An 18064-nucleotide genomic window follows, 5' to 3' on the forward strand; every position below is an offset into this window, starting at 1 on the left:
TAGTTTTTATATGGACAGCATCAACAACCGCATCGCCGATGAACTGGGCGTGCGCCCGCAACAGGTTGCCGCCGCCGTGGCCCTGCTCGACGAAGGCTCCACCGTGCCCTTCATCGCCCGTTACCGTAAAGAAGTGACCGGCAGCCTCGACGACACCCAGTTGCGCCATCTGGAAGAGCGCCTGCGCTACCTGCGCGAACTGGACGAACGTCGCGTGGCGATCCTCGCCAGCATCGAGGAACAGGGCAAGCTGACCCCCGAACTCAAGCGCGAGATCAACCTGGCCGACACCAAGACGCGCCTCGAAGACCTCTACCTGCCGTACAAGCAAAAGCGCCGCACCAAGGGCCAGATCGCCCTGGAAGCCGGCCTCGGCGAGCTGGCCGATGCGCTGTTCAACGACCCGAGCCTGACGCCCGAGCAGGAAGCCGAGCGCTTCATCGACGCCGAAAAGGGCTTCGCCGATGTGAAAGCCGTGCTCGAAGGCGCCAAGTACATCCTCATGGAGCGCTTTGCCGAAGACGCCGCGTTGCTCGACAAGCTGCGTAGCTTCCTCAAGGACAACGCCACCCTCAGCGCTCGCCTGGTGCCGGGCAAGGAAAACGAAGGCGCCAAGTTCAGCGACTACTTCGAACACGACGAAGCGCTCAAGGGCGTGCCGTCGCACCGTGCGCTGGCGATCTTCCGTGGCCGTAACGAAGGCATCCTCAGCGCCAGCCTCAAGGTCGGCGAAGAGCTGCCCGGCGCCATGCATCCGTGCGAGCTGATGATCGGCGAACGTTTCGGCATCAGCGCGCAAGGCCGCGCCGCCGACAAGTGGCTGGCCGAGGTGGTGCGCTGGACCTGGAAGGTCAAGCTGTACAACCACCTGGAAACCGACCTGCTCGGCGAACTGCGCGAGAAGGCCGAGGACGAGGCGATCAGCGTCTTCGCCCGCAACCTGCATGATCTGCTGCTGGCCGCTCCGGCTGGCCCGCGCGCCACCCTGGCACTAGACCCGGGCCTGCGTACCGGCTGCAAGGTGGCGGTGGTCGACGCCACCGGCAAGGTGCTAGAAACCGCCACCGTCTACCCGCACGCCCCGCGCAACGACTGGGACGGCACCCTGGCGATCCTCGCCAAGCTCTGTGCCAAACATGGCGTCGACCTGATCTCCATCGGCAACGGCACCGCCAGCCGCGAGACCGACAAGCTGGCCGCCGAGCTGATCAAGAAGATGCCGGGCCTGAAGCTGACCAAGGTGATGGTCTCCGAGGCCGGCGCCTCGGTGTACTCGGCTTCGGAGCTGGCCGCCCGCGAATTCCCCGATCTTGACGTCTCGCTGCGCGGGGCGGTGTCCATCGCCCGCCGCCTGCAGGACCCGCTGGCCGAGCTGGTGAAGATCGACCCGAAGTCCATTGGCGTCGGTCAGTACCAGCACGATGTTTCGCAGCTCAAGCTGGCGCGCAGCTTGGACGCCGTGGTCGAGGACTGCGTGAACGCCGTTGGTGTGGATGTGAACACCGCCTCCGCTGCCCTGCTGGCGCGCATCTCCGGCCTCAACAGCACACTGGCGCAGAATATCGTTGCCCATCGCGACCAGAACGGTGCGTTCAAGACCCGAGCCGAACTGAAGAAGGTGCCGCGCCTGGGCGACAAGACCTTCGAGCAGGCCGCCGGCTTCCTCCGCGTGATGAACGGCGACAACCCGCTGGACGCGTCCGCCGTGCACCCGGAAACCTACCCACTGGTCGAGCGCATCGCCGCCGGCACCGAGCGTGATATCCGTTCGCTGATTGGCGATTCGGGCTTCCTCAAGCGCCTCGACCCGGCCAAGTTCACCGACGAGCGCTTCGGCCTGGTCACAGTCGGCGACATCCTCAAGGAACTGGACAAACCAGGCCGCGACCCGCGTCCGGAGTTCAAGACCGCCGAATTCCAGGAAGGCGTGGAAACCCTCAAGGACCTCGAGCTGGGCATGGTGCTCGAAGGCGTGGTCACCAACGTCACCAACTTCGGTGCCTTCGTCGATATCGGCGTGCACCAGGACGGCCTGGTGCACATCAGCGCGCTGTCGGAGAAGTTCATCAAGGACCCGCACGAGGCGGTCAAAGCCGGCGACGTGGTCAAGGTCAAGGTGATGGAAGTGGACATCCCGCGTAACCGCATCGCCCTGTCCATGCGCATGGGCGACACGCCGGGCGAGAAGGTCGACGGGCCGCGAGGCGGTCAATCGCGCGGCGGCAACCGTGGCGGCAACGCCCCACGTAGCGAGCGCCATTCCAGCCAGGACAAACCGGCCCCCGCCACCGGCGGCATGGCAGCCTTGTTCGCCAACGCCAAGCAGCTTAAGAAATGAATACGACCGACAACGTGGGCGCCAGCAGCGCCTTTTCCCGCCTGCTCGGCCTGGAGATCCTCCAGGTCGGCGGCGGCGAGGCGCGTGTGCGCCTGACCCTGACCGACGATTTGCGCAACCTGCACGGCAAGCTGCACGGCGGTGCGCTGTTCTCGCTGATCGACACCGCCATGGGCCAGGCCAGCCACAGCCTGGGCGATGGCGGCCCGAGCAGCGTGACCCTGGAGTGCAAGATCAACTACATCCGCCCGGTCAGTGAGGGCAGCGTGCTGTGCCATGCCAAGGTGCTGCATGCCGGACGCCGCACCCAGGTGGTGGAGGCTGAAGTCCTGCAGGGCGACAAGCTGGTCGCCAAGGCACAAGGCACCTTCGCCTGCGTGTAATCGGCACCCCGCTCGCTGATCTAATCTGGGTAAGCGTTCGCCCCCTTGCAGAGTGCGGGGGCGATCCCCATATTGTGGCGACTGCCCAGTTAGGAATTGCATCTTGAGCGATATTCTCACCCGCCGCCTGGCCCAGCTCGGCGAGCCGGCTCACCTGTCCCTGCTGGGCGAGTGCCTGCACGGCATCGAGCGCGAATGCCTGCGCGTGGATCGTGATGGCCAACTGGCCCTGACGCCGCATCCACAGGGGCTGGGTTCGGCGCTGACTCATGCGCAGATCACCACTGACTACTCCGAGTCGCTGCTGGAGTTCATCACCGGTACTGCCACCGATCCAGCCGCCACACTGGATGAGCTCGACCGCATCCACCGCTTCACCTACGCCAAGCTCGACGACGAGCTGCTGTGGAGCCCGTCGATGCCCTGCGCCCTGCCGGATGAAGAGACCATCCCCATCGCCCGCTACGGCAGCTCCAATATCGGCCGTCTCAAGTACGTGTACCGCAAGGGCCTGGCACTGCGTTACGGCAAGACCATGCAGTGCATTGCCGGCATTCACTACAACTTCTCCCTGCCCGAGGGGCTGTGGCAGTTGCAGCAACAGGCCGAAGGCAACACGCAGAGCGCGCGCGACTACCAGTCGGCACGCTATATCGCGCTGATCCGCAACTTCCGTCGCTACAGCTGGCTGCTGATGTACCTGTTCGGCGCCTCGCCGGCGCTGGATAAGGGTTTCATGCGTGGCCGCCCGCACCAGCTGCAGGAACTGGACGCCAGCACCCTGTACCTGCCCTATGCCACCAGCTTGCGCATGAGCGACCTGGGCTACCAGAGCAACGCGCAGTCCGGCCTGACGCCCTGCTACAACGACCTGGCCAGCTACACCGACAGCCTGCGCCTGGCCGTCGGCACGCCGTACCCAGCCTATGTCGAAGCCGGCACCAAGCGCGGCGACGAGTGGCTGCAACTGAACACCAACATCCTGCAGATCGAGAACGAGTACTACTCGAGCATCCGCCCGAAGCGCGTCACCTACAGCGGCGAGCGACCGATCCAGGCGCTGATGAGCCGTGGCGTGCAGTACGTGGAAGTGCGCTGCCTGGACATCAACCCCTTCCTGCCGCTGGGCATCGACGTGGCGCAGGCGCGTTTCATCGACGCCTTCCTGCTGTTCTGCGCGCTGGAGGACAGCCCGCTGCTGGAGAACGGCGAGTGCAGCAACTGCACCAGCAACTTCCTCAAGGTGGTCAAGGAAGGGCGCCGCCCCGGCCTGCACCTGCAAAAGGGCAGCCAGCAGGTGGAGCTCAAGGCCTGGGCCGGCGAACTGCTCGAACGCATTCTGCCGCTGGCCGAATTGCTCGACCGCAGCCAGGACAGCAGTGCGCATGTCGAGGCCTTGGCGCAGCAACAGGCCAAGGTCGCGGATGTGGACATGACGCCGTCGGCCCAGGTGCTGGCGATTCTGCGTCAGGGCAAGAGCTTCACCGAGTTCGCCCTGCAGCAGAGCCTGCGCCACGCCGAATACTTCCGCACCCAGCCGCTCAGTGCCGAGCTGCAGCAGACCTTCGAGCAGGCCGCGCACGACTCGCTGGCCGGCCAGGCCGAGCTGGAAGCGCAGCCCAAGGGCGATTTCGATGCCTTCGTGGCGGCCTATCAGGCGAGCATCTTGGCGCTGGCCGTGTAGGTCACGTCGGAACTCGGGCGCGCGCACCTATACCCATCGGGGGAACCGCGGTGCGCGCGGCGCACCCTACGTGGCTGGCCGGACGGGCGATGAAGCGTCGACTACGTCACAAAGCCAACCAGCGGGGCAAAAGCCAGGATGGGCGGCCATACCCAGAGCCGCCCGGCCAGCTAGCATTGCCGGGTAAAGGACGATAGACGAGCAGCGCCCATGGCCGAAGACGCCACGCCGCAATGGAGCCTGGAAAGCCTGACCAAGGCCTACCAGCAAGGCTATATGGCCGGCCTCACTGGCCAGCCCAAAACCCGCCAGCCCTACCCTGACGAAATTCCAGCCGCTGCCTGGGAGGCCGGTTGGGACGACGGCTTCGAGCAGATGCGCTTGCAGCAGCACAGCGCCTGACGAGCAATTGCGGTTAGCATCCGCTTCGTAGGAGAGGCTGGGCGGCATTCCGCTTCAGCCGCGAAGCTCGCGGATAAATCCGCTCCTACAGTTCGCGGCGATCCCTCGCTTACAACGTCTTCTCGAACACCTTCGAATTGCGCTGGTAGTTGTACAGCGACGCCCGCGCGGTCGGCATCCGCTCGACACTGCTCGGTTCGAAGCCGCGCTCGCGGAACCAGTGGGCAGTGCGGGTAGTGAGCACGAACAGGGTCTTGATCCCCTGCGCCCGCGCCCTGGCCTCGATACGTTCGAGCAGCTCGTCACCACGACCACCGTGGCGGTAATCGGGGTTGACCGCCAGGCAGGCCAGTTCGCCACAGTCGGAGTCGGCGATGGGATACAGCGCCGCGCAGGCGATGATCAGCCCCTCACGCTCGACGATGCTGAACTGCTCGATCTCGCGTTCCAGCACCTCGCGCGAACGGCGCACCAGAATGCCCTGCTCCTCCAGCGGGCTGATCAACTCGATCAGGCCACCGACATCCTCGATGGTCGCCTCGCGCAACGACTCGAACTGCTCCTGCGCCACCAGCGTACCGTTACCGGTGCGGGTGAACAGCTCGCTAAGCAGCGCACCATCGGTGGCATAGCTGACGATATGACTGCGTTTCACCCCGCCTCGGCAGGCTTCAGCCGCGGCGTCGAGCAGCTCGCCCTGGTAGTTGCTGCCCAGGCGCGTCAGGTGCGCCGGCACCTGCTGCGGGCGCAGCTCACGCACCAGCCGGCCCTGATCGTCGAGCAGACCGTCTTCGGCGCCGAACAGCAGCAGCTTGTCGGCACCCAGGTCGATGGCCGCGCGGGTGGCGACATCCTCACAGGCCAGGTTGAAAATTTCCCCGGTGGGCGAATAGCCCAGCGGCGACAGCAGCACGATGCTGCGTTCGTCGAGCTGGCGATTGATGCCCTTGCGGTCGATGCGTCGTACTTCGCCGGTGTGGTGGTAGTCGACACCATCGAGCACGCCGATCGGCCGCGCGGTAACGAAGTTGCCGCTGGTCAGGCGCAGGCGCGAGCCCTGCATCGGCGAGGCGGCCATGTCCATCGACAGGCGTGCTTCGATGGCGATGCGCAGTTGACCGACGGCATCGATCACGCATTCCAGGGTCGGCGCATCGGTAATGCGCAGGTCACGATGGTAATGCGGCGTCAGGCCACGAGCCGTAAGGCGTGCCTCGATCTGCGGGCGCGAGCCATGCACCAGCACCAGGCGCACGCCGAGGCTGTGCAGCAACACCAGGTCGTGGACGATATTGGCGAAATTCGGGTGGGCAACGCCCTCCCCCGGCAGCATGACCACGAAGGTGCAGTCGCGGTGGGCGTTGATGTAGGGCGAAGCGTGGCGTAACCAGGTGACGTAGTCGTGCATGTAAAGATCCGTGGCGTCCAGACGTAGGGCGGGTACAACCCGCCATGAGCGAAAAGGCGGGCTCGGTGCTGGCTCTCATCGTCGTTGCACGTCTTCACTCCGGGTCAGGCAATAGTGTTGGATCAGTTGGCGCAGTATGGCCACAGTAGGTTCGATGCGGGCCAGCTCCAGGTGTTCCCCGGGCTGGTGCGCACAATCGATATCGCCGGGGCCAAGCACCAGCGTCTCGCAGCCAAGTTGCTGAAGATAAGGCGCCTCGGTGCCAAATGCCACCGCTTGCGCGCTGTGCCCGGTCAGACGCTCGGCCACACGCACCAGCTCGGCATCGGCAGCCTGCTCGAAAGGCGGCACCGCGGGGAACAGCGGGCCGTAGTCGATACGCACCTGATGCTTGAGCGCCAGCGGCTGTAACTTGCCACGAATGGCTTCGCGCAACTGCTCGGGATCCATACCCGGTAGCGGGCGCAGGTCGAACTCCAGCGCACACTGGCCGCAGATGCGATTGGGGTTGTCGCCGCCGTGGATGCAGCCCAGGTTAAGCGTCGGCTGCGGCACACCGAACTGTGGGTTGTTGAACTCGCGCTGCCACTGCGCACGCAGGCCGCGCAACTCACCCATCACGTCCTGCATGGCCTCCAGCGCACTGCGGCCTAGAGCCGGATCGGAGGAGTGGCCGCTCTGCCCGAGAATGTCGATGCGCTCCATCATCACGCCCTTGTGCAGGCGGATCGGCTTGAGGCCGGTCGGCTCACCGATCACCGCAGCGCGACCCAGCGGCCGGCCGGCGTCGGCCAGGGCACGGGCACCGGCCATGGAGCTTTCTTCATCACAGGTGGCGAGGATCAGTAGCGGTTGCTTGAACGGCTGATCGAGCAGCGGCCGCACAGCTTCGATGGCCAGGGCGAAGAAGCCCTTCATGTCACAACTGCCGAGGCCCACCCAGCGGTCACCGACCTCGGTCAGCTTGAGCGGGTCGGTCTGCCACAGGGCGGCATCGAACGGCACGGTGTCGCTGTGCCCGGCCAGCACCAGGCCACCGGGACCGGAGCCATAGCTGGCCAGCAGGTTGAACTTGCCGGGAGCGATCTGCTGGGTTTCACAGGTAAAGCCCAGGTCACCTAGCCAGGCGGCGAGCAGCTCGATGACAGGCGCATTGCTCTGGTCCCAGTTGGGCTGGGTACAGCTCACCGAGGGCGCTGCGATCAGCGCGGCGAACTGCTCTTGAAAGGACGGCAAGGGCATCGGCGCTCTCCAAAAAACGATGCCCCATCATAGGGGCATCGTCTTATCGGTGAAACCGCCGAAGTGGAATCAGACCCCGCCGAACAGCGCGCGCAAGATGAAGAAGAAGATGATCGACAGGATCGCACCAGCCGGCAGGGTGATGATCCAGGACAGGAAGATCTTGCCGATCATGCCCAGGTTCAGCGCACCGATGCCGCGCGCCAGGCCAACGCCGAGAATCGCGCCCACCAGGGTGTGGGTGGTGGATACCGGCAAACCCAGGCCCGAGGCGCTGACCACGGTGGTGGCAGCGGCCAGTTCGGCAGCGAAACCGCGGCTGGGGGTCAGCTCGGTGATTTCCTTGCCGATGGTGGCGATCACTTTGTAACCGTAGGTGGCCAGGCCTATCACGATACCCAGCGCGCCCAGTAGCAGGATCCAGCCCGGCACCAGCGACTTCTCGCCAGCCGCCAACTCACCACCACTCTGGATCACACCGACGATGGCAGCCAGCGGACCCACTGCGTTGGCCACGTCGTTGGAGCCGTGAGCGAAGGCCATGGAGCAGGCAGTGAAGATCATCAGGATGGCGAACACCTTCTCCACGCTGGAGAAGTGGAAGGCCTTGTCGGCCTCGACATCGACATGGATGCGGCTCAGCAGGGCGATACCGATCAGCATGACCAGCACGCCGATACCGATCGAAAGCATGAAGCCTTCGGTGCTGGAGAGGTCTAGACCGACGTGCTTGAGGCCCTTGGTCATGGTCATCAGCGAGATCATGAAGCCGGTGATGAACATGTACAGCGGCACGTAGCGCTTGGCGTTGAGGAAGGGGTTGTCGGTATCGATGATAAGCTTCTGCACGCTGACGAACAGGCAGAAGGAGATGATCCCGGCCAGCATCGGCGTGACCACCCAACTGGCGACAATGGGGCCGACGCCGCTCCAGTGCACCGCATCCATCGATACGCCAACTGCGGCGAAACCGATTACCGCGCCGACAATGGTGTGCGTGGTGGAGACCGGCCAGCCGCGCGTCGAAGCCACCAGCAGCCAGGTACCCGCGGCCAGCAACGCCGACATCATGCCCAGCACCATAAGATTGGGGCTGATCATGTTGGCATCGACAATGCCGTTCTTGATGGTTTCGGTCACCTCGCCGCCAGCCAGATAGGCACCGGCGAACTCAAAGACCATGGCGATGATGATCGCCTGCTTGATGGTCAGCGCGCGTGAGCCAACCGAAGTACCCATGGCATTGGCCACGTCATTGGCGCCGACGCCCCAGGCCATGAAAAAACCGAAAAGACAGGCGAGGACGAGCAGAAGCAGCCCGTAGTCCGCAATAAGAGACATAATGAGTTATCCGTAGATCCCAGAAAGGACACTGGCGCTTAGCGCGCCAGCAGTTGTTCCAGTCGGTTGCCCACTCGTTGGGCACGGTCGGCGACGTCGCCGATCCAGTCGATGATCTGATAGAGGAACATCACATCGACCGGGGGAAGGTCCTTCTCCAGCTTGAACAGGTTGCGGCGCACCTCGATCTGCAGGCGATCGGTGTCGTTTTCGATCGAACCGAGTTCCTCGATCAGGTTTTCCACAAGCACAGCTTCACGGCCGGCGAAGCCGGTCTCAAGCAGTTCGTCCAATTCGTTCATCGCCTTCAGCGCCTGGGCGCTGGCGTCCACGCTGCGCTGCACGTAGGTGCGTACCAACGGCTGCAACGGCTGCGGAATAGCCATCTGCCGGCCGAGCATCAGGCCGGCGATGTCCTTGGCACGGTTGGCGACTTTGTCCTGTACACTGAGCAGCTCAAGCAGGTCCGAACGCGGCACCGGCAGGAACAGGCTTTTGGGCAGGTGCAGGCGCACGCTTTTCTTCAGCTTGTCGGCCTCGTGCTCCAGCCGGGACATCTCCTGTTGTACCTGTTCTACCTTGGCCCAGTCCTCGACCATTATGGCTTCGAAGAAGGGAACAAGGTTCGCCGCGCACTCGTGGGCCTTGGCGATATGCTGTTGCATGGGGCCGATGGGTGAACGGCCGAACAGGCTGACAAAGGGATTGATAGGCATAGGGTAAGCCCCCGTTTTGAGAAGGTCGCAAGTATAGGGACCGGCTTCGTCATTCGCCAGCGCGCGTCATCGGTCTGTCACATTTTCATAAAAGGCTATCTAGCTCTCCACCATGGTCAAAGAAACCGAAATCAAACTGCGCGCCAGCCGCGCCACCCTGGCCGCTCTGCGTGAACATCCGTTGCTGAAGAAGCGCAACAAGAGCGGCTGGCAGCGCGGCGAGCTGTTCAACCAGTACTACGACACCCCGGACCGCGACCTGGCTAGCGCCAAGGTCGCCTTGCGCCTGCGCCGTGACGGCGAACAGTTCATCCAGACCCTGAAAAGCCGTGGCCAAAGCGTCGCCGGTCTGTCCGAACGCAACGAGTGGGACTGGTACCTGAGCAAGGCCAAGCTTGACCTGAAAAAGCTTGATGACAGTTGCTGGCCGGCCAGCCTCGCCGAGCTGGACAAGAAAACCCTGCAGCCGCTGTTCACCACCGATTTCGTTCGCGAGAAGGCCGAAATTGCCTGGGGCCGCGGCAAGGCCAAGGTGGTCATCGAAGCCGCGCTGGACCTGGGCAAGGTCATCGCTGGCGAGGGCGAAGAAGAGATCTGCGAACTGGAGCTGGAACTGCGCCAGGGCGAACCTGCCGCCCTGCTGGAGCTGGCCTGCGAACTGGCCGCCGAACTGCCCCTGATGCCATGCGATATCAGCAAGGCCGAGCGCGGCTATCGCCTGTTCGACGCCGGCAGCTACACCCTCAGCCTGCCGGCTCCCGAGCTGAACGCCGAGATGAGCCTGGACGATGCATTTGCCGCACTCGCCTGGCACCTGCTCGGCGCCAGTCAGCGCCTGGCCGAACAGTATCGCTGGAACGGCCATTGGAGCCTGTTGCAGCAATGGCTGGAACAACTGATCGACCTGCGCGCCCTGCTCGCCAGCCTCGGGCAGGCCGCGCCACGGGCCAGCTCGCGTGAGCTGCGCGAAGCACTCGACGCCCTGCTCGACGATTGGCGTCCACGCCTGGCGGCTGGCCAGGAAGACGACAGCATGCGGCGAAACGCTCCGGCGCTGTTCGCCGCCGAGCTGGATGGCTGCCGCTGGGGCCTGCTGTCGCTGAAGCTGTCGCACTGGCTACTGCAACGCAGCTGGACGCAAGCGCGCAACAATCGTGGCAACCGCCAGGGCAACGCCGCCCTGGGTAACTGGCTGCCGACCCTGCTGGCAGAAGAAGGCGCGGCCCTGCAACTGCGCCGCTACCAGCAACAACCGGAAGACCTGGCTGAGCAGATGCCACGTCTGGAACGCCTGCTGGTCTGGCTGCGCCTGGCGCGCGGCGTGCTGGAAGTGCCCGAGGTCGACCGCCTGTATGGCGAGCTGAACAAGCTCTACGAACTGGCGCAGCAGGACCTGGACGACGAGCAGCGTCAGCTGCGCGCGACTCAGACGCAGATCGTGAACAGCCTCAAGGCCTGGAAGGCGTTGGTGAAATAGCGGCTGGGCGCTCACAACCTTCGCGGCTGAAGCCGCTCCTACAGATCGCGGTACAACGCCCCGATCAGTGACACCATGAAAAACGGGCCCCGCGGGGCCCGTTTTTGCTTTCAGCCAGACGCTTAGTTGCTGCGACGACTGTCGACGACCTGCTGCCAGGACGGATTGGTGGTCTCGTCCATGGCCTGCTGCATGGCCTTCTTGCGTTTTTCCTCGGCGCGATGGGCGAAGAACCAGGCCAGGAAGGTGGCAAACGACACCGCCAGCAGGATCAGGCTGGCCACCGCATTGATCTCCGGTTTGACCCCCAGGCGCACGGCGGAGAAGATCTCCATCGGCAGGGTGGTCGACCCCGGACCGGATACGAAGCTAGCCAGTACCAGGTCGTCCAGTGACAGGGCGAACGACATCATCGCCCCCGCCGCCAGCGACGGCGCGATCATCGGCACGGTGATCAGGAAGAACACCTTCCATGGCCGCGCGCCCAGGTCCATGGCCGCCTCTTCGATGGACATGTCCAGCTCACGCAGACGCGACGACACCACCACCGCCACGTAGGCCGAGCAGAAGGTGGTGTGGGCGATCCAGATGGTGGTCATGCCACGCTGCATCGGCCAGCCGATCAACTGCGCCATCAGCACGAACAGCAGCAGCAGGGACAGACCGGTGATCACTTCCGGCATCACCAGCGGTGCGGTGACCAGGCCACCGAACAGGGTTCGTCCCTTGAAGTGGGTGATGCGGGTCAGCACGAAGGCCGCCAGAGTACCCAGCGCCACCGCCGCGATGGCGGTGTAGCAGGCGATTTCCAGCGAGCGCATCACCGAGTTCATCAGTTGCGTGTTGTCCAGCAGGCCGACGTACCACTTCACCGACCAGCCGCCCCACACCGTTACCAGCCGCGAGGCGTTGAACGAGTAGATGACCAGAATGACCATGGGCAGGTAGATGAACGCCAGACCAACCCAGAGCATGATACTGGAGAAACTGAAACGCTTCATGGGCGGCCCTCCAGCTCTTTAGCTCCGCTTCTGGTTGGAAGGTCGGTTGAACGGAATGATGGGCTCGCAGTGATTGAACGAATCATGGCCGCCCCTCCAACTCTTTAGCCTGGTTACGGTTGAACAGAATGATGGGCACGATGAGGATCGCCAGCATCACCACGGCCAGAGCAGACGCCACAGGCCAGTCGCGGTTGTTGAAGAACTCCTGCCACAGCACCTTGCCGATCATCAGGGTCTCCGGGCCGCCAAGCAGTTCGGGGATGACGAACTCGCCGACCACCGGAATGAACACCAGCATGGAGCCGGCGATGATGCCGTTCTTCGACAACGGCACGGTGATCTTCCAGAAATTGTTGAAGTTGCTCGACCCCAGGTCCGAGGCCGCCTCCAGCAGGCTCAGATCATGCTTCACCAGGTTGGCGTAGAGCGGCAGGATCATGAACGGCAGGTAGGAGTACACAACGCCGATATAGACCGCCGTGTTGGTGTTGAGTATCTGCAGAGGCGAGTCGATCAGGCCAATGCCCATCAGCAGGCTGTTGAGCAGCCCGTTGTTGCCGAGAATGCCCATCCAGGCATAGACGCGGATCAGGATCGCGGTCCAGGTCGGCATCATGATCAACAGCAGCAACACCGTCTGCTGCGACTTCGGCGCCCTGGCGATGGCGTAGGCCATCGGGTAGCCGATCACCAGGCACAGCACGGTGCTGAAGAAGGCCACTTTCAACGAGCCGAGGTATGCCGACAGGTACAGGGCATCCTCGGTGAGGAAGATGTAGTTGCCGAAATTCAGCAACAGCGTCAGCTTGTTGTCCGCCCACTCGTAGATTTCCGTATACGGCGGAATCGCGACATCGGCCTCGGCGAAGCTGATCTTCAGCACGATGATGAACGGCAGCAGGAAGAACATGAACAGCCAGAGGAAGGGTATGCCGATCACGGCATGCCGGCCCCTCGGCAAGTAGCGCGAGAGTTTGGCCAGTTTCATGATTGCAGTACCACGCCGCTGTCGTCTTCCCAGTACACCACCACGGGGTCGTCCCAAGTCGGACGCTTGCCGCGGCGCTCGGCGTTGGCAATGAAGCACTGCACGACCTGTCCGGCGGTGAGCTTGACGTAGTACACCGAGTGACCACCCAGGTAGGCGATGTCATGCACGTGGCCGCGGCTCCAGTTGTACTCGGGGTGCTCGTGGTCTTCCGGCAGCGCGGTGGCCATCAGCAGCTTCTCGGGGCGCAGGGCGTAGCTGACGGACTTGTTCTCGGCGCGGGTACTGACGCCGTGGCCGATGTAGATAGGCTTGTCCAGCTGCGGACAATCGATGATCGCGTGGTCGACCTCGTCCGTGGTGATCTGGCCATCGAACAGGTTGACGTTGCCGATGAACTCGCACACCAGGCGGCTGGTCGGGGTCTCGTAGATATCGATCGGGCTACCGGTCTGGGCGATCCAGCCCAGGTGCATGATGGCGATACGCTGGGCCATGGTCATGGCCTCTTCCTGGTCGTGAGTCACCATCACGCAGGTCACGCCAACGCGCTCGATGATTTCCACCAGTTCCAGCTGCATCTGCGAACGCAGCTTCTTGTCCAGCGCACCCATTGGCTCGTCGAGCAACAGCAATTTGGGTCGCTTGGCCAGCGAGCGGGCCAGGGCCACGCGCTGACGCTGACCACCGGAGAGCTGATGCGGCTTGCGCTTGGCATACTGGGTCATGTGCACCAGCTTGAGCATCTCGGCCACACGCTCGTCGATCTCGGCCTTGGAGAGCTTGTCCTGCTGCAGGCCGAAGGCAATGTTCTGCGCCACGGTCATGTGCGGGAACAGGGCGTAGGACTGGAACATCATGTTGATCGGACGCTGATAAGGCGGCATATCGGTGATGTCGACGCCATCGAGGATGATGCGCCCTTCGGTGGGCCGTTCGAAGCCGGCCAGCATGCGCAGCAGGGTCGACTTGCCCGAGCCGGAGCCGCCCAGCAGGGCGAAGATCTCACCCTTGTTGATGGTCAGCGAGACATCGTCGACGGCCACGGTCTCGTCGAACTTCTTGGTTACCCGATCGATCTTGACCAGCACCTCTTTCGGTGTCTGATCCCCCTCGAGGGCTTTTTTGTAGGCGCTGGAGGCAACAGCCATTTAGGAAAACTCCCGGAAGATTGTGCCCGACCCCTGCGGTCGGGCAGGAACGATTACTGACCCGACTTGACCTTGGTCCAACTGCGGGTCATCAGGCGCTGCACGCGAACCGGCAGCTCGGCGGAGATGTACAGCTTGTCCAGCACCGCCTGGGGTGGATACACGGAAGGGTCATTGCGAACCTCCTCATCCATGAACTCATCTGCCTTGGTATTGGGGTTGGCATAACCCACGTAGTCACTGACTTCGGCGATCACCTCGGGCTCGAGGAGGAAGTTGATGAAGGCATGAGCCTGCTCGGCGTTGGCGGCATCGGCCGGAATGGCCATCATGTCGAACCAGAGGTTGGCGCCTTCCTTGGGAATGCTGTAGGCGATTTCAATACCCTTGCCGGCCTCGTCGGCACGATCGGCGGCCTGCAGGATGTCGCCGGAGAAACCGGCCGCCACACAGATATTGCCGTTGGCCAGATCGCCGATGTACTTGGAGCTGTGGAAGTAGGTGACGTAGGGGCGCACTTCCAGCAGCTTGGCCTCGGCCTTGGCGTAATCATCGGGGTTTGTGCTGTTGGGGTTCAGGCCCAGGTAATTGAGCATGGCGGGGATCATTTCGTCGCCGGAGTCGAGGAAGGCCACGCCACACTCGCTGAGCTTCTTGATGTTTTCCGGCTCGAACAACACGGCCCAGGAATCGATCTCCTCGACGCCGAGCGCGGCCTTGACCTTCTCGACGTTGTAGCCGATGCCATTGGTGCCCCACAGATAGGGCACGGCGTACTGGTTACCGGGATCGTTGGTTTCCAGTTGCTTGAGCAGCGCCGGATCGAGGTTATCCCAGTTGCTCAGCTTGCTGCGATCGAGCGGCTGGAAGGCGCCAGCGCGAATCTGCTTGCCGAGGAAATGGTTGGAGGGCACCACCACGTCGTAGCCGCTGCGGCCGGCGAGCAGTTTGCCTTCGAGGGTTTCGTTGGAGTCGAAGACGTCATAGATCGGCTTGATGCCGGTTTTCGCCTCGAACTTGGCCAGGGTCTCTTCGCCGATGTAATCGCTCCAGTTGTAGATATGCACCGTGGGCTGGGCCAGAGCGGCGCTACAGAAGGCAGAAGCGGCCATCGCGATCAGAGACTTGGGCAGGGTAACTCGCACAGTATCGTCCTCATTCTTGTGTGCCGACCGGAAAAGGCGCGGCACTTTATAGGAAAATCTTTCGTCGATCAGCGGCCGCTTTTGATGCGCGTCCAGTCACGGGTCAGCCAGCGCTGCACCTGTGGCGAACGCTCTTCGGCGACATACAGCTTGGCCATCACTTCCTTGCTGGGATAAACGCCCGGGTTGTCCCGCACGCTCTCGTCGAGCAGCTCGGTGGCCTTGAGGTTGGGGTTGGCGTAGGCGACGTAGTCGCTGATCTTGGCGATCACATCGGGACGCAGCAGGTAGTTGATGAATTCGTGGGCTTCGGCGACGTTCTTCGAATCCTTGGGGATGGCCAGCAGATCCGCCCACATGGCGGTGCCTTCCTTGGGAATGATGTAGATGATCTCGTCGCTGCGGCCGGCCTCTTCGGCGCGATCAGCGGCCTGCAGCACGTCACCGGAGTAGCCGAAGGCGGCGCAGATGTTGCCGTTGGCCAGGTCGGAGATGAACTTGGAGCTGTGGAAATAGGTGATGTAAGGGCGCACCTTCATCAACTGCTCATAGGCTTTCTCGTAGTCTTCACGCTGGGTGGTATGCGGCGACAGGCCCAGGTAGTTGACCGTCTGCGGCAGCACCTCGTCGCCCGAGTCGAGCAGCGCGATACCACAGGAGGCCAGCTTCTCGGCGTATTTCGGGTCGAACAGCAGTTCCCAGGAATCCAGCGGTGCATCGTCACCGAGCACCGCGCGCGCCTTGGTGGCGTTCAGGCCGATGCCGTTGGTGCCCCACAGATAGGGCACCGAATATTCGTTGCCGGGGTCGCCCGCGGCCAGGTTTTTCATGATGGTCGGGTCGAGATTGACCAGATTGGGCAGCTTGGATTTGTCCAGCTTCAGGTAGGTGCCGGCACGTACCTGCTTGGCCAGGAAGTGGTTGGTCGGCACGACCACGTCGTAGCCGCTCTGGCCGGTAGCCAGCTTGCCATCGAGGGTTTCATTGGAATCGAAAACGTCATACACCACCTTGATGCCGGTTTCCTTCTCGAACTCGGCCACGGTGTCCGGCGCAATGTAGTCGGACCAGTTGTAGACCTTGACCACACGGTCGGCTGCCTGGGCGACAGACATGCCGATGGCAGCGGCGATCAGGCCAGCCAGCAGGGTAGAACGACGCATAACGTTTCCTCTTCTTGCGATTTGGGTGCCTGGCGGGCGAACCCGCCAGGCGCGTTGCTTCGTTGCTTAGCGACCGGACTTGATCTTGGTCCAGCTGCGGGTCATGGTGCGCTGCACCGCCGGAGCCAGGTCCGGGAAGGTGTAGATCTTCTTCAGCACTTCGGGCGTCGGGTACACACCCGGGTCGGTGCGCAGTGCTTCATCCACCAGCGGAGTGGCGGCAGCATTGCCGTTGGGGAACTGCACGTAGTTGGTGATGCTGGCCATCACCTTGGGCTCCATCAGGTAGTTGAGGAACACGTGTGCAGCCTCGACGTTCTTGGCGTCGGCCGGTACGGCCAGCATGTCGAAGAAGGAACCTGCACCTTCCTTCGGAATGTTGTAGCCGACTTGCACGCCGTTCTTCGCTTCTTCGGCGCGGGCCTTGCTCTGATAGATATCGCCGGAGTAACCGATGGCGACGCAGATGTTGCCGTTAGCCAGGTCGGAGATGTACTTGGAGCTGTGGAAGTAGGCCACCGAAGGACGAATCTTCATGAACAGCTCTTCGGCCTTCTGCAGCTCACCCTTGTCGCTGCTGTCCGGGGCATAGCCCAGGTAGTGCAGGGCAGCCGGCAGGATCTCGGTCGGCGAATCGAGGAAGGAAACACCGCAGGACTTCAGCTTTTCCATGTTTTCCGGCTTGAACACCAGATCCCAGGAGTCGACCGGCGCGTTTTCGCCGAGCACGGCCTTGACCTTCTCGACGTTGTAGCCGATGCCGATGGTGCCCCACATGTAGGGAATCGAGTACTGGTTGCCCGGATCGCTCGGTTCAAGGGCCTTGAGCAGGTCCTTGTCCATGTTCGACCAGTTCGGCAGCTTGGACTTGTCCAGCTTCTGGAACACGCCAGCCTTGATCTGCTTGGCCAGGAACGGGTTGGACGGTACCACCACGTCATAACCGGAGCTGCCGGCCAGCAACTTGGCTTCCAGCACTTCGTTGCTGTCGAAGACGTCGTAGACGACCTTGATGCCGGTTTCCTTCTCGAAGTTGGCCAGGGTGTCTTCGGCGATGTAATCGCTCCAGTTGTAGACATGCAGCACCTTGTCGTCAGCCTGAGCAGCGCTTGCCACGGCCGCGGTCAGGGACAACGCGAGAAGGGTCTTGCCGAATGTTTTCATGCGTACAGCTCCTGTTGTTGTGTCGATATTCCAGAGGTCGCGCAAGCCGTTCGAATCAGGCCGGCTCACGCACTCTGGCGCAGTCTGGCAAGGTCATGGCACCGCTGACAACTTTCCGTGACTGCGGGCTTTCAGACCTACAGGTCACGCAGGGTCAGATCCAGGCACTTGCGTGCTTTCTCTACCAGCTCATCCACTTCTGCCTGGCTGATCACCAGGGGCGGCGCGATGATCATGGTGTCGCCCACGGCGCGCATGATCAGACCGTTATTAAAGCAGTGGCCGCGGCAGATCATGCCTACCCCCTTGTCACCCGGATAACGTTTGCGCGTCGCCTTGTCCTGCACCAATTCGATGGCACCGAGCATGCCGACACCGCGCACTTCGCCCACCAGCGGGTGATCCGCCAGCTCACGTAGACGACTCTGCAAATACGGTGCCGTTTCTGCTTTCACCCG

16 protein-coding genes are annotated in these 18064 nt (G+C 62.9%); 5 read left to right on the top strand and 11 right to left on the bottom strand.

Features of this window, described 5'->3' with window-relative positions:
• Positions 1-10 precede the first annotated feature (10 nt).
• The 4 genes from BM059_RS03615 (at position 11) to rmf (ending at position 4807) form a co-directional block, all read left to right on the top strand.
• On the top strand, positions 11-2338 hold the full coding sequence (locus BM059_RS03615; protein ID WP_074936767.1) for a Tex family protein: 2328 nt from the start codon (positions 11-13) through the stop codon (positions 2336-2338).
• Complete coding sequence (locus BM059_RS03620) at positions 2335-2721, top strand: PaaI family thioesterase (protein WP_037003562.1); 387 nt, start codon at positions 2335-2337, stop codon at positions 2719-2721. Before BM059_RS03615 ends, BM059_RS03620 begins: the two co-directional genes overlap by 4 nt.
• Before the next feature lie 103 nt (positions 2722-2824).
• Complete coding sequence (gshA, locus tag BM059_RS03625; RefSeq protein WP_037003563.1) at positions 2825-4405, top strand: glutamate--cysteine ligase; 1581 nt, start codon at positions 2825-2827, stop codon at positions 4403-4405.
• Positions 4406-4615: 210 nt separating this feature from the next.
• A complete protein-coding gene (gene rmf / locus BM059_RS03630) occupies positions 4616-4807 on the top strand; it encodes a ribosome modulation factor (protein WP_037003564.1) in 192 nt (63 codons plus the stop codon).
• Positions 4808-4916: 109 nt separating this feature from the next.
• On the opposite strand, the gene argA is transcribed toward rmf, so the two are convergent.
• The 4 genes from argA to BM059_RS03650 all read right to left on the bottom strand — a co-directional run bounded on the left by argA (position 4917) and on the right by BM059_RS03650 (position 9514).
• Positions 4917-6215: an amino-acid N-acetyltransferase gene (gene argA / locus BM059_RS03635; RefSeq protein ID WP_074936769.1), complete on the bottom strand. Its 1299-nt coding sequence runs from the start codon at positions 6213-6215 to the stop codon at positions 4917-4919.
• A gap of 75 nt (positions 6216-6290) precedes the next feature.
• A complete protein-coding gene (argE, locus tag BM059_RS03640) occupies positions 6291-7457 on the bottom strand; it encodes an acetylornithine deacetylase (protein ID WP_074936770.1) in 1167 nt (388 codons plus the stop codon).
• A 69-nt stretch (positions 7458-7526) separates the two neighbouring features.
• A complete protein-coding gene (locus tag BM059_RS03645) occupies positions 7527-8798 on the bottom strand; it encodes an inorganic phosphate transporter (RefSeq protein WP_037003569.1) in 1272 nt (423 codons plus the stop codon).
• A 38-nt stretch (positions 8799-8836) separates the two neighbouring features.
• Positions 8837-9514 carry a TIGR00153 family protein gene (locus tag BM059_RS03650; protein WP_037003570.1) on the bottom strand — a complete coding sequence of 226 codons (678 nt, stop codon included), beginning with the start codon at positions 9512-9514 and terminating at the stop codon, positions 8837-8839.
• Positions 9515-9626: 112 nt separating this feature from the next.
• On the opposite strand from BM059_RS03650, the gene BM059_RS03655 reads away from it, so the two are divergent.
• Complete coding sequence (locus BM059_RS03655; protein ID WP_037003572.1) at positions 9627-10991, top strand: CYTH domain-containing protein; 1365 nt, start codon at positions 9627-9629, stop codon at positions 10989-10991.
• A gap of 122 nt (positions 10992-11113) precedes the next feature.
• On the opposite strand, the gene BM059_RS03660 is transcribed toward BM059_RS03655, so the two are convergent.
• The 7 genes from BM059_RS03660 to BM059_RS03690 all read right to left on the bottom strand — a co-directional run.
• Positions 11114-11992 (bottom strand): ABC transporter permease subunit, encoded by an 879-nt coding sequence (locus tag BM059_RS03660; RefSeq protein WP_037003573.1) that lies wholly within the window; start codon positions 11990-11992, stop codon positions 11114-11116.
• 82 nt (positions 11993-12074) lie between these two features.
• On the bottom strand, positions 12075-12983 hold the full coding sequence (locus BM059_RS03665) for an ABC transporter permease subunit (protein ID WP_037003576.1): 909 nt from the start codon (positions 12981-12983) through the stop codon (positions 12075-12077).
• A complete protein-coding gene (gene potA / locus BM059_RS03670; protein ID WP_074936772.1) occupies positions 12980-14134 on the bottom strand; it encodes a polyamine ABC transporter ATP-binding protein in 1155 nt (384 codons plus the stop codon). The genes BM059_RS03665 and potA overlap by 4 nt, the downstream gene beginning before the upstream one ends.
• Before the next feature lie 53 nt (positions 14135-14187).
• Positions 14188-15279 (bottom strand): polyamine ABC transporter substrate-binding protein, encoded by a 1092-nt coding sequence (locus BM059_RS03675; RefSeq protein WP_074936774.1) that lies wholly within the window; start codon positions 15277-15279, stop codon positions 14188-14190.
• Positions 15280-15347: 68 nt separating this feature from the next.
• Complete coding sequence (locus BM059_RS03680; protein WP_074936776.1) at positions 15348-16442, bottom strand: polyamine ABC transporter substrate-binding protein; 1095 nt, start codon at positions 16440-16442, stop codon at positions 15348-15350.
• Positions 16443-16508: 66 nt separating this feature from the next.
• A complete protein-coding gene (locus BM059_RS03685) occupies positions 16509-17606 on the bottom strand; it encodes a polyamine ABC transporter substrate-binding protein (RefSeq protein ID WP_037003585.1) in 1098 nt (365 codons plus the stop codon).
• 137 nt (positions 17607-17743) lie between these two features.
• Positions 17744-18064: aminotransferase class III-fold pyridoxal phosphate-dependent enzyme (locus BM059_RS03690; RefSeq protein ID WP_139220698.1), on the bottom strand; the 321-nt coding region annotated here is incomplete at its 5' end.

Source organism: Ectopseudomonas composti (assembly GCF_900115475.1).
GTDB lineage: Bacteria > Pseudomonadota > Gammaproteobacteria > Pseudomonadales > Pseudomonadaceae > Aquipseudomonas > Aquipseudomonas composti.

Excerpts from the sequence above, each read along its gene's own strand:
- BM059_RS03660 (WP_037003573.1), bottom strand. The coding sequence starts at position 11,992 with ATGAAGCGTTTCAGTTTCTCCAGTATCATGCTCTGGGTTGGTCTGGCG.
- BM059_RS03650 (WP_037003570.1), bottom strand. The coding sequence starts at position 9,514 with ATGCCTATCAATCCCTTTGTCAGCCTGTTCGGCCGTTCACCCATCGGC.
- BM059_RS03655 (WP_037003572.1), top strand. The coding sequence starts at position 9,627 with ATGGTCAAAGAAACCGAAATCAAACTGCGCGCCAGCCGCGCCACCCTG.
- argE (WP_074936770.1), bottom strand. The coding sequence starts at position 7,457 with ATGCCCTTGCCGTCCTTTCAAGAGCAGTTCGCCGCGCTGATCGCAGCG.
- potA (WP_074936772.1), bottom strand. The coding sequence starts at position 14,134 with ATGGCTGTTGCCTCCAGCGCCTACAAAAAAGCCCTCGAGGGGGATCAG.
- BM059_RS03645 (WP_037003569.1), bottom strand. The coding sequence starts at position 8,798 with ATGTCTCTTATTGCGGACTACGGGCTGCTTCTGCTCGTCCTCGCCTGT.
- BM059_RS03620 (WP_037003562.1), top strand. The coding sequence starts at position 2,335 with ATGAATACGACCGACAACGTGGGCGCCAGCAGCGCCTTTTCCCGCCTG.
- BM059_RS03685 (WP_037003585.1), bottom strand. The coding sequence starts at position 17,606 with ATGAAAACATTCGGCAAGACCCTTCTCGCGTTGTCCCTGACCGCGGCC.
- BM059_RS03615 (WP_074936767.1), top strand. The coding sequence starts at position 11 with ATGGACAGCATCAACAACCGCATCGCCGATGAACTGGGCGTGCGCCCG.
- argA (WP_074936769.1), bottom strand. The coding sequence starts at position 6,215 with ATGCACGACTACGTCACCTGGTTACGCCACGCTTCGCCCTACATCAAC.
- BM059_RS03665 (WP_037003576.1), bottom strand. The coding sequence starts at position 12,983 with ATGAAACTGGCCAAACTCTCGCGCTACTTGCCGAGGGGCCGGCATGCC.
- BM059_RS03680 (WP_074936776.1), bottom strand. The coding sequence starts at position 16,442 with ATGCGTCGTTCTACCCTGCTGGCTGGCCTGATCGCCGCTGCCATCGGC.
- rmf (WP_037003564.1), top strand. The coding sequence starts at position 4,616 with ATGGCCGAAGACGCCACGCCGCAATGGAGCCTGGAAAGCCTGACCAAG.